Consider the following 14,940-nt stretch of genomic DNA (forward strand, 5'->3'; position numbering starts at 1 on the left):
TATATGAAAAAGATTTTAATGCTCCTGGTGGCCTTCGCGGCCTTCGCCAATGCGGAACTCCGCAGCGCAAGTTTCACCCCCGAAGAAAAGTCTGACGACGGTCTGAAAGCGTTCATCGGTGTAAGCGGCGGTAACGTACTCGTGGCCGACGACGGCGCCATTTTCGCGAACCTCCGCATCGGCCTGGACATCAACCCCCTGGTCGCTACCGGTGTGTGGGTATCCAGAGTGCTGAGCGACGTCCGCAACTACAACGTGCCCGAAAAGCAGATGATCAAGTACATGTCGTTCGGCGGATTCGTGGAACTTTTCCCGCTTAGGCTCGGCGACTTTGCAATCTCCGTACCTATAGAAGTCGGCGGCGGCGCCCTTTACGTTATGGAGCCCGACGACGAAGCGTTCGAATCCGAAGACTACTTCTTTACGGCAGACATGGCGGTCCATTTCAACTACCGCATCACCAAGATGCTCGAAGTTTCGATTGGTGGCGGCTACCGCATGTTCACGGGTATCGAAACCAACAACCTCGAAAATCTGGATTTCTGCACCCCGTTCGGAGAACTCCGCTTTACCATTAGGGAGTAATGCCCGACTTCATCAGCATACGCGGCTGCAGGCTGCACAACCTCAAGAACGTAGACGCCCAGTTTCCGCTAGGCAAAATTACAGTGGTATGCGGACCTTCGGGCTGCGGAAAGTCGACGCTTGTACTTGACACCCTGCACGGAGAATCCAAGCGGCGTTACCTAGAAACGCTTTCGCCGTTTGCCGCAGAATTGCTCGGAGGGCGTCGCATTATTCCGCTGGATAGCGCCGAAGGCTTACCGGCAAGCCTCGCCATCGGGCCTAGCCACGGAGAAACTCCCGCGAAGGCCTACGCGTTAAGCATCTCGGAATGCGACTCTACGTTGCGTGCACTGTTTGCGGCGTATGCAAAACCTGCCTGTCCCGTTTGCGGAAAGCCCATGGAAAGCATGAGCCGCGAAGACATGATCCGCGAAATTGCGAGTTTGCCGCAAGGGAGCAAGCTACAATTTTTTGCGCGGATTGAAAGCAACGGCCCTTCGGCAGGCTCAAAGCCCTTTCCCAACCTTGATAAGCTCGCGGCGGTGTTCCTGGCGCAAGGCTTTACACGCGCCTTGGCCGATGGAGTCAGCTATTCGCTCGCCGACCTTACCGAAAAAGAAAAGGAAATTATTCCCCAGGAATTCTTTATTGTCGTGGACCGCGTGATTGTCCGCGAGAACACGCGTACCCGTATTGCCGAAGCGGTCGACGGAGTTCTGAAACTCACGCACGGCGAATTGATTCTAGACATCAACGGGAGCAGGAAACTTTTCAGCACGGTGCCGCGCTGCCCCGAACACGGAGCGCAACTTTCCAGACCACTCGCGTCCGAAGACTTGTCGCCATATTCCCGCACAAGCATTTGCGAAAAATGTGGCGGCACAGGAATCATCGAAGACGGTGACAGCAGCGAAGAATGCCCCGATTGCAGGGGCTTACGGCTCAAGAAGAATTTTTTGAACGCGGCAATTGAGCTGGACTGCGCCAAGGGCAAAGACTGCCTCGAGGACGAAAGCAACGAAAATCACAAGGACGCTCCGCGCAAAATCCGTACCACGTGGCAAGACATTTTAAACACGCCTTTCGCGGAACTCGAAAGCCAGCTGCACGCCCTGTTCGACAATCGACTGACAGCAAAGCAACAGCCCGCGTTCCGCACGTTAATTGACCGCATCCAGGCGATTGTCGATTTGGATATCGGTTACCTCACGGCAGGGCGTGCAGGCGCCACCCTGTCGGGTGGCGAAGTCCAAAGACTTCGGCTTTCGAGCCTCAGCACTGGTCACCTGAACAACCTCCTGATTGTTCTCGACGAACCCGCCAGCGGCTTGCACCAGAGCGACGTCGAAGCCCTCTGGAAAGTCCTCAAGAAAGTGCAGTCCCGTGGGAACACGCTTGTGCTCATCGACCACAATCCAGCCCTCATCAAGAAAGCCGACTGGATTATTGAAATGGGTCCTGGTGCCGGCGAAAAGGGCGGCGAGATTCTGTTGCAAGGAACCGCGAAAGACGTTCTTGGCAACCCGATATCGCCCACGGGAAATTGGATTAAAGGTTTAGACGAGAGACGACAACTGTATAAGGCGAGTGACGTATCCAACGAAGTTGGATATGACCGAGCCGAACAGTTGGTACTTGAGCGAAGCGAAAGTACAAAGACGAAAACGTCATTGCGAGCGGAACATAATGAAGCGAAGCAATCCAAAAAAGAAGCAATCCATATAAAGAACTTCGCCCTGTTCGACATGAAGCCGGTCACCGCGCATTTCCCGGTGCAAAAGTTCAGCGTCATCACGGGTCAGAGCGGCAGCGGCAAGTCCACGATTTTCTTCAGAAACTTAGCCCCGCGTGCCACCAAGGGTGAATTCGAAGGCATCGGCATCCAAGCGCTTTCCATCCTTTCTACAGGCGATTTCCACGGGAACCGCCGCAGCACCGTCGCCTCGGCCATCAACCTGAACACGATTCTCCGCGACCTTTTCGCAAAACTCCCCGAAAGCAAGGTCCGCGGCTACACCGCTAGCAAATTCGCGACGCACGCCCCCGGGGGCCGCTGCGAAAACTGCAAAGGCGAAGGCGTTATCCTCGACCCTGCGGGCTACGAGGAATCCGAATGCCCCGTATGCCTCGGCAGACGCTTCAAGGACGAAATTCTCGAAGTCCGCTTCAAGTCGCTTTCTATCGCCGACATCTATGACCTAGAAGTCGGCGACGCCTACAAGTTGTTCATCAACATGAAGCCCTTTGCGGACAAGCTCAAACCGCTCGTAGACACGGGCCTAGACTACCTGAAACTCGGGCAGACCACGACACACCTCTCCGGCGGCGAACGCGCCCGCTTGCGTCTTTCCATCGCGCTCGCCCGTGCAAAGGCTCCAAACACGCTTTTCCTTTTCGACGAGCCCGCACGCGGTCTCCATCAAAAGGACATCCAGCATCTGCTCGATCTAATTCGCGGCCTCACCGAAGCAGGTCACACCGTCATCGCCATCGAGCATGCGCAAGACTTCGTAAACGCCGCCGACTATGTGGTGGAACTGAGCCGATAACGGAAAAGTCGAAACAGCAGTAAATTACCTTCCGGGAACGGTGCAACTATCGACAAACGCATAAAGCGGCTTGTAGCGGAAACTATCACGTAAACTATAAGGGTTCTTTTCACGCGGCTCCGGGAAAGCGAGAGAATCTCCCGCAGCATTGCGAAAATGACACACCGGCACAGACTTCGGATTTGTCGTATCCAATTCATACTCGCGAAGCGCCACCCCGTTTTCCGCATATTCCTTGAATTCCTTCAAGACAAACAAGCCCTTTCCCCACGCCGATTCACCTATCGCAAAAACCTTGTTCATCCAGATTTTTCCATCAGGGTAATAATCCGTTTCTACCTTCAAGTTTTCGCTTTCTGACTTCGAATAGTAAAGGACTCCCGTCGAGTCGTAATATTTACGCCACCATCCTTTAGAGGAGCGAGATTCCTCGGAACGCAAGACTTCATTGGAATTATAGCTGGCCCAATAAGAAGAATCCCCATCCAGCGATTGTTTATTTATAGAAAAGCTTCCATCTTGCATTACGCTACGATTATACCGCCAATTCAGCGCCACCGTATCGGCTTCGAGCAAGCGGCCATTTTTATCAAAGGTTCTCTTTCCCACCGAATCTTCAAGATACTTCAGATTGCCATTTTCATAGAATTCCTTTCGATAAACAGGCTGTACGGACATCGATTCATAAAAAGACTCCGACATGATTTGACCATTCGGATAATACTGAATATCGCGTCCCCAAGGAGTTGCATAATAGGAATCACGCATCTGCACAAGCGTTCCGCTGGAATCCCGGCAAGTCATGACTCCACCATGATCTTTCAAGATATAGACCGTTCTGCACACGACTCCATCAGCATTTTTACGCAAAACAACCCGTACTTCGTTGGGATCTACAGTCTGCTTATCCTTCACTTTTCCAGAACAGCCGCCAAACAAACAGGCCGAGGAAAACAACACCAGAGCAAGCAAGAGATTTCCATACTTCATTCTTCCCTCCTCCTATGCTCTTCTCTGCAATCGACTAATTCGCCATTGACAATTTTGCAGTACTTATTGTCATTCTGCTCTACATTTCCATTTCTCCGGTAACGATTTTCCGCATACCGGTCAAACTTACCTTCTTTATCACATCCATAGGTTTGATAATAAATGGAATCCGGTTTATGGATTTTAATCGAAGAATCCCTTAATACGCCATTTTTATAGTAGGACTTGCAACGACGGAGTTCATCATCCTTACTGTGCCACACAATCGCGCATTCCGACATCAGTTGTTCCTTATAAAATCTCTTCTCGAAAATGGTATCGCCTTCTAGCGTCTGTATTGTACGAGGTGTTCCGTCAGTTTCATAGTAACTGCATACATCAAATCGGTCTTTTTCATGGTAAAGCGAAAAGCAAGTATCTCTCAGCGTTCCCTTTATATCGTAATGGGCTCGGGCGAGTTCACCATCTGCACTATAATATTTCGACGATTCCACACTTCCATTGGCATAAAATTCCTGAACACGCTGCACACCGTCTCTTTCCGTATAAAGAATAGACGGCGAGCCATCGTTACGGTAGCAATTACAGACCATACGGCCAAGACTTATAAAACAAGAATCCGTCACCATTCCATCTTTTCGATACCGTATTTCTACAGTGTTTTTTCCCTCGGGGCCAATACCATCGTAAGCCACATATTTTTCCAACTCCCCCGACGAATAATATTTCTTCGTTTCCAACAAATTACCGTTTTCGTAAACGGGAGCCTTTTCAACATTCCCATTTTCATAGAATTTCTTACAAGCTCGAAACAGACCCTTATCCGTTTTTCCATCCCAGTCAAGAGGCTTTTCAACATAACAGGAATCTTTCATATTGCCGTTACCATAATAGGACACATCCGTTTCTAAGGAACAATAACGGCAACCCTTCGGAACCAGGTTGTTGTATTTCGTCACTCGTTTAGGGTTACCCGACGGATAGTTTTCGCGTTCCTCGACCAACGTATCGCCGCGATAAACGGATTCTTTTTCAAGAGCCCCACTTTCATAATAGTAGGTACGATGACCATCATCTGTTGTAACCGTTCGCCTGTTTCCGGACTTGTAGAAGGTCTGGCAAATTTCATGACGCTTGGGCTCTCGAACAATTTTACAGGAACTGCTCATCGTTCCATTTTCATAAAAATCTTCGCGAAGAAAACAGACGCCATCGTCCTTATACTTGAGGATCGAGTGCGGTTTTCCATTCGAGTAATAGATTTTCTCTTCACCAATTTTCTTGCCATCTTTTTCGGTGAATTCCATCGCCAAGGTCCCGTCCGCAAAATACTGTCTATAATTTCCGAGCGAATCTATTTCCGTATGGAGTTGACCGGAAGGGTAAAAATGCTTTATGCTTACACGGGTCCCTTTGTCATAGAGGGTTTCAATCTCGGGGGTTCCATCAGGATAATGGGACTTCGTCAAACCATCCTGCACCTTTTTGCGGGGTTCATCTTGCGCAGCGCAAGCCGCAAGTAAAAGCAGAATAAAAAGAGTGACTAAATATTTCATCACTCACAATATACAATTTTGTTCAAAATTGCATAGCCGTTTCAAGAAAGAATTTATGGCGGGCAATTACCGTTTAAAGGATTTCTTCGCATTTTCCTGCGTTTCAATCACCTTATCGCACCAGGCGTCGAATTCAGGATCTTCTTTTTGAAATTCTGGATGCGAAAGCACATAGTCAATCGTGCGGCGGATTCCCTGATCAAAGCGTACCTCCGTACGGAACGTGGGCACGGCACGCTTAAGCTTGGAATTATCGAACACGACGGAATTCGCCTTGTCGCCAATCAGGCTTCCCAGCAAATCGTAATCGCTTACATCTGCAAGGAACCGCGAAGACACATAGTAAGGCTTAAGTTCGACGCCGAGAGCATCGGCAACTGCCTTGTAAATCTGGTTCCAAGTGAGAGTTTCGTCGCTTGTAATCTGAAACGATTCGCCGATGGCATGCACGTTGCCCATCAGGCCCACAAAGCCACGGGCAAAGTCGGTATTGAAGGTCATCGTCCAAAGGCTCGTGCCGTCGCCATGGATTATCACGGGTTTACCTTCGAGCATACGCTTCGCGATTTGCCAGCTACCGTTCTTGCCGTGAACACCCAACGGAATGTGGCGTTCATCGTAGGTATGACTCGGGCGCACGATCGTAATCGGGAACCCTTCTTCGCGGTACTTGCGCATCAGGAATTCCTCCCCCGCAATCTTGTTGCGGGAGTATTCCCAGTACGGGTTCGCAAGAGGCGTGCCCTCGGTAATGCGGTAGTCCGAAAGCGGCTTCTGATAGGCGCTCGCGGAACTGATGTACATAAACTGCTTTGTACGGCCCTTAAACAGACGGTAGTCGCGTTCAAGCGCACTCGGGTGAAATACGATGAAGTCGCAGACGACATCGAACTGCATGCCCTTGATTTTTTCAGCAACGAGAGCCTCGTCGTTGATATCTGCCTGAATGATTTCGACACCTGCGGGGATGTCTTCTGCGGGGCGGTTCCCGCGATTGAGCAGGTAAAGCTTCCAGCCCTGAAAAGCAGCAAGACGCGTAATCGCCATGCTGATGGTTCCTGTACCGCCGATAAAGAGAGCAATCATAAAGAAGTGGTTAGTGGTTGGTGATTAGTGGTTAGGGTCGAACTTCACACTACACATTTCTTACACCGTTGCGTGGGCCGCGATGGTGTAAATCGCGGTCACATCCTTCGCCTTGAGCGGAACAAAGCCCCAGCCGTCACCCGGATTCAGCTTTTCAACCAGCTTCGGGATATCTTCTTCTTTCGCGCCGAGTTCAGCAAAGTTAATCGGCATACCGATAGAATGCAGGAACTTACGGAACGCCTTGATGCCTTCGAGGGCGGTCGCCTTCGGATTCTCGAAATTCATCTGGCAGCCGAATACGCGCGTCGCCATCTGCGCAAAACGCATCACGTTATGATCTACAACGTATTCCATCCACGCAGGCATAATCACCGCAAGCCCCGCGCCATGGGCGCAGTCATAAAGTCCCGAGAGTTCATGTTCAATGGCGTGGCTATTCCAATCCTGACTGCGCCCGCAGCCCACAATATCATTGTGGGCAACCGTCCCCGCCCACATGATGTTGGCGCGAACCTGATAATTGGTCGGGTCGGCAATGGCGCGCGGACCTTCCTTGAGCATGGCCAAGAGCAGGCCTTCACAAAGACGGTCTGTGGTTTCGACTTCGAGCGTATTCGTGAAATAGCGTTCGAAAATGTGGGCAATAATGTCGGTAATGCCGCAAGCCGTCTGGTAAGCCGGCAACGTGCAAAGGAGCGCCGGATTCTGCACCGCAAACTTCGGGCGAATCACGTCAGAACCGATATCGCGCTTGAGCATTCCCTCTTCCTTGGTCACCACAGAAGCGCCACTGCCTTCGGAGCCCGCAGCGGCAATCGTCTGCACCACGCCAATCGGGAGCGCCTTCGTGACCGGCAACTTTTTCGCATAAAAATCCCAGAAGTCGCCATCGTAAAGGCTACCCACGGCAATGCCCTTGGAGCTATCAATCGTAGAGCCGCCACCGACGGCCAAGATAAAGTCTACCCCATTGGCGCGCACCATTTCGATGCCCTTGTAGATGAGCGTATCGCGCGGATTCGGTTTCACGCCACCGAGTTCTACATGGGCAATTCCAGTGGCATCAAGCGATGCCTTCACGCGGTCAATCAAGCCCGAACGTACCGCAGAGCCCCCACCGTAATGAATCAGCACCTTGGTGCCGCCATACTTTTTAACGAGTTCACCGCATTCATTTTCGCGGTCCTTGCCGAATACGAATTCCGTGGGGCTGTAGAAGTTGAAATTATCCATGTTCCATCCTTTTTTATGTTTTCTCTAAAAATACACAAAAATCCTGCCCGAAAGCAGAATTTTATCTTGAAATTTGTTCACAAGAGAAAACAGGACAACGAAGATTTCTCTCGGGATTCAGGGATATTACTTGATGATCATTTTCTGCGAGAAACGCAGATCATTTCCAGAGACTTTCAGCAAATAGACACCCCAAGTCCCACGTTTTCTGGTATTCAATCTGGGCATCGTCACCACCTTCCTCTCCGATTGTGCAGCCGTGTTCACAAACGGACTAACATCGTTACCTTGCCAATACGGATAATAGTGCGTCTGGAAGAAGTCGAGCGTACGAAACCACTCCGCCGAACATCGCGGCAGAAAGTAACATCCTAAAAGTATTTCTCATGAGTTTTCCCTTTTTTTAACAACCTTAGGACACAAAATAAATTTTTTTCTTCAAAATCTTTATTTGGTAGCAAAAAAGCAGGATTTTTATTTGTTTAAGCCTCAAATACACCTGCCAAAAACAACCCAGATGCCCAAGTTCAACTTGGACGGGATAAACCGAAGTCTTTATCAAAACCATTTCACAAGCTATATTTGTAGAAAACGCCATAAATCAAAATGAAACGCCGTCGAAAAAAACACGTTCCCATGAACCGCTCGCAGATGATGCAATCGGTCCATTCCGAAGATACGAAGCCAGAAATTTTGGTACGTAGGGCGCTATTTCATGCAGGCTTTCGTTACAAACTCCATCGTCACGATTTACCAGGTTCACCAGATCTTTTCGTTCTCAAGTACGGAGTGGCCATTTTCGTGAACGGATGTTTTTGGCACCAGCATGGTTGCAAGTTAACAAGCCGTCCGAAAAGCAACCCAGATTTTTGGGACAACAAATTCACAAACAACACTGTTCGCGACATCAAAACAAGCTGGAAACTTTCATTGCAAGGATATAGAGTCGCCACCGTGTGGGAATGTTCCATCAAGAACGATTTTGAACACACATTGGAGCGGCTAAAAATGTTCATCACAAGCGACGATGAAACAATCGAAATTTAAATTTGTATTCACACGCCCACTCGCTCCAATTTTGACACTGGAAATTACGTGCGACATCAATGCGAAAAGAAGGAAAATACATACCCACAATCATATTGGATACAGATATCGGTTCTTCTACCGGTTTCGTGACGACACTTGCAAACCTGCTGAATTCAAAAGCCGATGACTATTCCAACCTTTCGGGCGTGGAACTCGTGAAAGCGAAGGTCAAGACCCTCTATGTGATGGGCGGTGTATTCGGGGATGCCGTGGAACCGGACTACAACTTTACGCAGGCAATCGATTTTAGTCTTGACTTCTTCAAACTTTGGCCTGTCGAAGTCCCCCGCGTATTCTCCCCTGACGAGGTCGGCGATGGCATTGAGTACGTCCCAGAACAAGTTATCGAAGACATCTCGTGGACGGACACGCACCCCATCAAGCAAATTTACATGAACAACGAATGCCATACGGGGCAGAAGATGTGGGATGTCATGGCGGTGCTGAACGCCGTACAGGGGGATTCGCTGTTCCAGTTTTCGGACAACGGACGCGTGAGTATTGACGAGAATGGCATTACGACCTTCACCAAAGATACGAAGGGCAATGACCGCTATCAGCGCCCCAACGATACCGAATGGAACAACCGTATTTTACAAGAAATCCGCAAGGAAACTAAAGAGCACTAGCGAAGAAATACTAAACCAGCTAGATTTTTCTGTACTTTAAGAGTTTGTGAACTCATTTTGGGATTCACAAACTTTTTTATTTTCGAACACTCAAAGTTCATAGTCTCTTTGTATTTCTAGCGATTTGATAGCATGAACGCCAATCACATAATCCAAATCAATCGCAAGGTCTACCGAAACAGAAATCTTCCCATCTAATATTCCGCGAATTTTTCTAGTAGAACAGCCCATTCGCATAGCCATATCGCGTACACTCATATCCATATCAGCCATCCTTTCTTTCAGGAATTCGCCCAGCGACATCTTTCTACCGATCAATTCTTTTTCACAATTAGAAACCATACTTTAACAACCTCCATTTCGATTCATTTTGCAAATGTCCAACAACTTGCTGAACATTCTTAATCTAATTCTGACATACTCAAAAAGTCAAGCCCATTCACTATGCGCAAAAAAAGGCCTAAAACGAGCTTGCTCGGAGGTTTTTACAGCAGATTATTTTTCCAAGTCCGCAAAATTTCACAGAAAACGCAGTTTTCAAATTGCATAACAACGATATAAGCTATTATGTAAAAAAAACACAAAACGAATATGTTAAAAATCCAACCTACTAAAAGTTTCGTAATGGTCTGCTGTATAATAGATAACGCAATCTGATTGATAAACTAGGCGTTTCGTACCACGATTCTTCGCAGAATAATCAACATCCGCTTCGCGATAATCTCCTTCGGGCAACGTGGAGTGGTAATTGTCTGGATTATTCGCATAGTTGTTGAACGTATCGCCGCCAATCATCACACCGATTGTTGTCCACGGATTAAAATTCCACTTCGAGAAAGTGTTCCCTGTTTTAGATTCGTACAAGGACTGCCCCTCATTTTTGCCGACATAGTTGCTCGGCAATTTATCAAACTTGCAGAGGTATGCGGCCACAGAATCCTTCGTGGTATACAAACCGGATTCTTCCACCGCTTCGTAAATCGATTTTGTTGCAACGCTAGAGGAAGAAGTCGTTTTTTCGCTATCGGAAGATATCCATTCAATTTCATCGGAATCATCGCTAGAAACCGTCGGTGTAGAACACGCAACGAGGAATGCGGAGTACAAGAAAACAAAAAAACAAGGAATATTCTTAAGTTTTTTCATAGCGTAAATATAAAATATCCTCACCCTTCCAGCCGTTTTTTCCGTTCTTCCCAGTCAGGCATGAATGTCGCCAGTTGCTGGTAGAACTTTTTGGAATGATTTGGGTAAAGGAAATGCGTAAATTCGTGCGTGACCACGTATTCGATGCACGACACTGGCATGGCGATTAGTGCCGTATTGAATGTCATGAATCCCTTTTTCGGGGAACAGGAACCCCAGCGAGAAACCATTTCGCGAAGCTGGATTTCTGGGAACGCGACGCCATATTTTTTTACTTGTGGATAAACCTTCTTGCAAATTGCCGTTATTTCGTCTTTACATTTTTTGCGGAGCCATGTTTCGAGCACACGCTTTTTTAAATCGGCATCTTGCACGTCTTTAACATATAAAGTTACATAACTTTCGTCTGATTCTACTTTACTGCGCGATGCATTCTTTATTTTGAGACGCAAGTTGCGGCCCAAGAACTTGACCGTTTCGCCATTAACAAAGTTGTTCTCTGAATCAGCTTCACGGTTTTTGTCCTTGAACTTTTTGAGTGCACGCAATATGTACGCCGATTTTTCCACAACGAATGCGTCAACCATCTTCGCTGCCACATCTTTGGGTGCCGACACATACACGCTTTGGTCGGCACGGATACGCAGATTAATATTCTTGACAGGCTTTCGCTCAAGCGTATAACTTATCGCGATGCCATCGGCCTCAACGGTACGGAGCATCAGAATCTCCTCATGGCGACATTCAGCACGCTTTCCGTGATTTTGTCGATGTCGTCAAAATCAACTGCAACACCCTTGTCGTTTTCTAGTTCATAGAACAGGTCGTCGATATCCTGGCGAATACGGTTGTGGATGTCGATATTCGTCTTCCAGTCAACGGTATCGTGCGTCCGCACTATCTGCGTTATCTTCTGCGAAATAGTCGCGATGGTTTCAGAATCCATATTGTATTTTTCAGAAAGTACGGGCATGGTAACGCCATAAAATGCCTGCGCATCCAAATCTCCGGCAATCTTTTCGGGGAATTTCTGTTTGGTGTCGCCTCTTCGGAAATCTCCCAGCACTTCAAACATCTGCTTGAGGTATTCCTTTTCCGAAAGAATTCGATTCTTGAATTCTTCCAAGACTGCGTTGATTCTCTTGGAGAAGCTATCGTAAAAGGCAGGGTCTTCATCACGGTTCAGCTTTATGCGTTTTGTAAGGTGCGATACAATCGCATCGGCCTTAGACCTGTCCGACGGCAATTTTTCAACAACCTTGTCAAAATCGCCGATGTTCATGATATCTATCGGTTCGTAAATCTGCTGTACATCCTTCACGGACATATAAGTATCTAGCAGGTTTCGCATTTGCGGTTCGTATTCCGAATTATCGAGCGCATCGGCATAGCGGATTTTCACGCTGCGGCGAATCTTCGAGAAAAATACGAAGGTATCTCGGAACATTTCGATTTCTCTGCGTTCGAACGCGGCAAAAGCCTTCACGGAGTTCATCACCATCGTAAAAGCGCGGCCAAATGCGCAGAGTGCATCGTAAAATTTGGCACGGACTTCTGTATCCGCCAAAAAGATTTCAATCTCTTCCGTATCTTTCCTGTTCTTGACAGATGCAAAAATATCCCACAACTGCGAGTATGTTTCGCGGAGGCGTGCCACGCAAGCCATGACATCGACAACGACACCCTTGATGTCTGCCGAATCGTAATTTTCAAGTCCGGCACCGCTATACACTTCCATGGCGGCGTCCAACTTGCTAATTAGGCCTCGATAATCTACAATGAGGCCGAAATCCTTGCCTTCGTAAAGGCGGTTTGTGCGTGCAATCGCCTGTAGCAGCCCATGATCCTTAAGTTCCTTGTCTATGTAAAGGACCTGCGTTCTCGGGGCGTCATAACCCGTAAGCAACTTGCTGCAGACAATCAAGATGTCAATTTCGCCATCGTAGAACTGGCTTTTCAGCGTATCTTCGTAGTCGTCGGCATCGTCATACTGCTTCATCATCTTGTTCCAGAAGCTTACGACAAGGTCATCGGAACTTTCGTCAACATCATCATGACCTTCGCGCATATCCGGGGCCGAAATCACCACCTCAGTCCTGATGTCGCAAAGGGTATCGAAAATTTGCTTGTAGCGCACGGCATCGCGTTTGAAATTACACGCCAGCATCGCCTTGAATCCCGATTCCTTGAAACCGTCCATAAAATGCTGGTAAATATCTATTGCCACACGCCGAATACGCGAATCGCTAGATGTAAGTTTCTGGATGCTGCTCCATTTTGCTTTCAGTTCTGCAATCTGCGATTTGTTCAGCTTTTTCGTCACCATCTTGAACCACAAATCGATATTTTCTTCATCGACTATCTGGTCCACAAAGCGGCCTTCATAAATCAGCGGTACAATCGCCTTGTCTTCTACACCATCCTTAATCGTGTATTTGTGAATCAGCTTGCCGAACTTATGCAAGGTGTTCTTTTCGTTTTTCAGAAGTGGCGTGCCGGTAAAGCCGATGTAGCAGGCGTTCGGGAATACCGTTCGCATCTTGGTCGCGAGCGAACCGTAGTTCGAACGGTGGCTTTCATCGACAAGGACAAAAATATCCCTGGAATTGTTCTTGACACCCTGATTATCTACCGTATTGAACTTGTTGATAATCGAAGTGATAACATCAGCCTTGCCCTCGTTAATCAAGTCGCAAAGGTTCTTGCCACTTGTAGCACGGGCCGGCGTCAGGCGCGTGTGCGCAAACGTCTTTGCAATCTGCTTGTCAAGTTCCTTACGGTCGGTCACGACAATCACTTTGGGACTTACCGAACTCAGTTCTTCAAGAATATATTTGGAAACCATCACCATGGTAAGCGACTTGCCCGAGCCTTGCGTATGCCAGATGACGCCACTCTGACGGTTGCCTGCCGGGTCATTTTCGGCAATGGTCTTCATAATCGCCTCTACCGCAAAGAACTGCTGGTATCGGCAAATCTTCTTTACGTTGGCATCGTAAATGACAAAATACTTCGCGAACTTGCGCAAGCGTTCTTTTTCGAACAGCGAAATCAACGTCTTGTCTTGTTCCGTCGGGACACGCCCCGCAACAATCTGATCGACTAGGTTCGTTTGCCATTCCGTGTCCTGCTCACGCCATATATTCCAGAATTTTTTCCCAGTGCCCACAGTCGCGTACTTGACCGCATTCTTGTTTGTCGCGACAACCATCTGCACGTATTTGAACAGCTGCGGAATATACTCCGCTTTTTGGTTGCGGATATTCTGCTCAACACCCTTTTCTTCAGAAATATCGGGAGCCTTGCACTCGATAACGGCAAAAGGAATTCCGTTCACGAACACAACAATATCGGGGCGGGCATTTTTCTGTTTGTCCCAACTGTCGCAAGAGAATTCCTCCGTCACATGGAAAACGTTGTTTTCGAAATTGTCCCAGTCAATATAATTCAGGTTGAAACTTTTCGTTGTCCCATCCACCAATTTTTCCTGATAACTCTTGCCGAGCATCAGCGCATCGTAAATGCGTTCGCTCGTTTTTACCAGGCCCTCGGTCAATGGCACATCGAGTTCTGCGATAGCCCTTTCGATATTTTCGGCGGAGAACTTGTAAACAATACTGTTGTATTCAAACTGGTTTATTTTCTGGAGCTGCTTGCGGAGGATATCCTTGAGCAATACATTGTATTGCGTGCCACGCTCCTGGGCAGCATCTTCGGGCGAAATGTAGGTATAGCCAAGTTTCGCCAGCACTTCGATGGCGGGGTACTTGCTCGCATTATCTTCGAGCATTAAGTCCGATTGATTTGTAAAACTCATAAACCTCGTTCCTTTTAACCTAATGTGCCATTTAATGTGCCAAAATAATCTGCCATTTTATCCGCCAAATAATTCGCCATTTTTATCACCTTTGTGATCCTAAAAAAAACAGTATGTCAAACCGGTCTCATTTTTTTTGCCCTGACGTATAATTTTTCGCAATTCTTTTTCATCCATATCAGCTCTATCCTTTTTTATTTTAAATCGCAAACGTATTTTCAACTATTAAGTTTTTCTTAATAGTTGCCGCGAGCACTCGGTTTGAACTATCCGGA

Annotated in this window: 12 protein-coding genes; 4 read left to right on the top strand and 8 right to left on the bottom strand. The window is 47.8% G+C overall.

Features of this window, described 5'->3' with window-relative positions:
* Window positions 1-3 precede the first annotated feature (3 nt).
* Window positions 4-585 (top strand): hypothetical protein, encoded by a 582-nt coding sequence (locus tag Q0W37_RS04140; RefSeq protein ID WP_297699055.1) that lies wholly within the window; start codon window positions 4-6, stop codon window positions 583-585.
* Complete coding sequence (locus Q0W37_RS04145; RefSeq protein ID WP_297699057.1) at window positions 585-3,116, top strand: ABC transporter; 2,532 nt, start codon at window positions 585-587, stop codon at window positions 3,114-3,116. Before Q0W37_RS04140 ends, Q0W37_RS04145 begins: the two co-directional genes overlap by 1 nt.
* A 24-nt stretch (window positions 3,117-3,140) precedes the next feature.
* Here Q0W37_RS04145 and Q0W37_RS04150 read toward each other — a convergent pair whose 3' ends face one another.
* The 4 genes from Q0W37_RS04150 to Q0W37_RS04165 form a co-directional block, all read right to left on the bottom strand.
* Window positions 3,141-4,106: a hypothetical protein gene (locus Q0W37_RS04150; protein WP_297699058.1), complete on the bottom strand. Its 966-nt coding sequence runs from the start codon at window positions 4,104-4,106 to the stop codon at window positions 3,141-3,143.
* On the bottom strand, window positions 4,103-5,662 hold the full coding sequence (locus tag Q0W37_RS04155) for a hypothetical protein (protein ID WP_297699060.1): 1,560 nt from the start codon (window positions 5,660-5,662) through the stop codon (window positions 4,103-4,105). Before Q0W37_RS04155 ends, Q0W37_RS04150 begins: the two co-directional genes overlap by 4 nt.
* Window positions 5,663-5,728: 66 nt before the next feature.
* Window positions 5,729-6,748 (bottom strand): NAD-dependent epimerase/dehydratase family protein, encoded by a 1,020-nt coding sequence (locus tag Q0W37_RS04160; RefSeq protein ID WP_297699062.1) that lies wholly within the window; start codon window positions 6,746-6,748, stop codon window positions 5,729-5,731.
* Between the two features lie 60 nt (window positions 6,749-6,808).
* Window positions 6,809-7,984 carry an iron-containing alcohol dehydrogenase gene (locus Q0W37_RS04165; protein WP_297699064.1) on the bottom strand — a complete coding sequence of 392 codons (1,176 nt, stop codon included), beginning with the start codon at window positions 7,982-7,984 and terminating at the stop codon, window positions 6,809-6,811.
* 636 nt (window positions 7,985-8,620) lie between these two features.
* On the opposite strand from Q0W37_RS04165, the gene Q0W37_RS04170 reads away from it, so the two are divergent.
* A complete protein-coding gene (locus tag Q0W37_RS04170) occupies window positions 8,621-9,031 on the top strand; it encodes a very short patch repair endonuclease (protein WP_297699066.1) in 411 nt (136 codons plus the stop codon).
* 95 nt (window positions 9,032-9,126) lie between these two features.
* Window positions 9,127-9,702 carry a hypothetical protein gene (locus Q0W37_RS04175; protein WP_297699068.1) on the top strand — a complete coding sequence of 192 codons (576 nt, stop codon included), beginning with the start codon at window positions 9,127-9,129 and terminating at the stop codon, window positions 9,700-9,702.
* 90 nt (window positions 9,703-9,792) lie between these two features.
* On the opposite strand, the gene Q0W37_RS04180 is transcribed toward Q0W37_RS04175, so the two are convergent.
* The 4 genes from Q0W37_RS04180 to Q0W37_RS04195 all read right to left on the bottom strand — a co-directional run bounded on the left by Q0W37_RS04180 (window position 9,793) and on the right by Q0W37_RS04195 (window position 14,665).
* Window positions 9,793-10,044, bottom strand: coding sequence for a hypothetical protein (locus tag Q0W37_RS04180; RefSeq protein ID WP_297699070.1), 252 nt, complete (start codon window positions 10,042-10,044; stop codon window positions 9,793-9,795).
* A 252-nt stretch (window positions 10,045-10,296) separates the two neighbouring features.
* Window positions 10,297-10,848: a ribonuclease domain-containing protein gene (locus tag Q0W37_RS04185; protein ID WP_297699072.1), complete on the bottom strand. Its 552-nt coding sequence runs from the start codon at window positions 10,846-10,848 to the stop codon at window positions 10,297-10,299.
* A gap of 20 nt (window positions 10,849-10,868) precedes the next feature.
* A complete protein-coding gene (locus tag Q0W37_RS04190) occupies window positions 10,869-11,570 on the bottom strand; it encodes a M48 family metallopeptidase (RefSeq protein ID WP_297699074.1) in 702 nt (233 codons plus the stop codon).
* On the bottom strand, window positions 11,570-14,665 hold the full coding sequence (locus tag Q0W37_RS04195) for a type I restriction endonuclease subunit R (RefSeq protein ID WP_297699075.1): 3,096 nt from the start codon (window positions 14,663-14,665) through the stop codon (window positions 11,570-11,572). The genes Q0W37_RS04190 and Q0W37_RS04195 overlap by 1 nt, the downstream gene beginning before the upstream one ends.
* Between the last annotated feature and the right edge of the window lie 275 nt (window positions 14,666-14,940).

Origin of the sequence: uncultured Fibrobacter sp., assembly GCF_947166265.1 — a bacterium.
Classification (GTDB): domain Bacteria; phylum Fibrobacterota; class Fibrobacteria; order Fibrobacterales; family Fibrobacteraceae; genus Fibrobacter.

What these genes read in the sequence shown, in the direction of transcription:
- Q0W37_RS04170 (WP_297699066.1), top strand. Translation starts at nt 8,621, where the DNA reads ATGAACCGCTCGCAGATGATGCAATCGGTCCATTCCGAAGATACGAAG.
- Q0W37_RS04150 (WP_297699058.1), bottom strand. Translation starts at nt 4,106, where the DNA reads ATGAAGTATGGAAATCTCTTGCTTGCTCTGGTGTTGTTTTCCTCGGCC.
- Q0W37_RS04160 (WP_297699062.1), bottom strand. Translation starts at nt 6,748, where the DNA reads ATGATTGCTCTCTTTATCGGCGGTACAGGAACCATCAGCATGGCGATT.
- Q0W37_RS04165 (WP_297699064.1), bottom strand. Translation starts at nt 7,984, where the DNA reads ATGGATAATTTCAACTTCTACAGCCCCACGGAATTCGTATTCGGCAAG.
- Q0W37_RS04155 (WP_297699060.1), bottom strand. Translation starts at nt 5,662, where the DNA reads ATGAAATATTTAGTCACTCTTTTTATTCTGCTTTTACTTGCGGCTTGC.
- Q0W37_RS04190 (WP_297699074.1), bottom strand. Translation starts at nt 11,570, where the DNA reads ATGCTCCGTACCGTTGAGGCCGATGGCATCGCGATAAGTTATACGCTT.
- Q0W37_RS04145 (WP_297699057.1), top strand. Translation starts at nt 585, where the DNA reads ATGCCCGACTTCATCAGCATACGCGGCTGCAGGCTGCACAACCTCAAG.
- Q0W37_RS04140 (WP_297699055.1), top strand. Translation starts at nt 4, where the DNA reads ATGAAAAAGATTTTAATGCTCCTGGTGGCCTTCGCGGCCTTCGCCAAT.
- Q0W37_RS04195 (WP_297699075.1), bottom strand. Translation starts at nt 14,665, where the DNA reads ATGAGTTTTACAAATCAATCGGACTTAATGCTCGAAGATAATGCGAGC.
- Q0W37_RS04185 (WP_297699072.1), bottom strand. Translation starts at nt 10,848, where the DNA reads ATGAAAAAACTTAAGAATATTCCTTGTTTTTTTGTTTTCTTGTACTCC.
- Q0W37_RS04180 (WP_297699070.1), bottom strand. Translation starts at nt 10,044, where the DNA reads ATGGTTTCTAATTGTGAAAAAGAATTGATCGGTAGAAAGATGTCGCTG.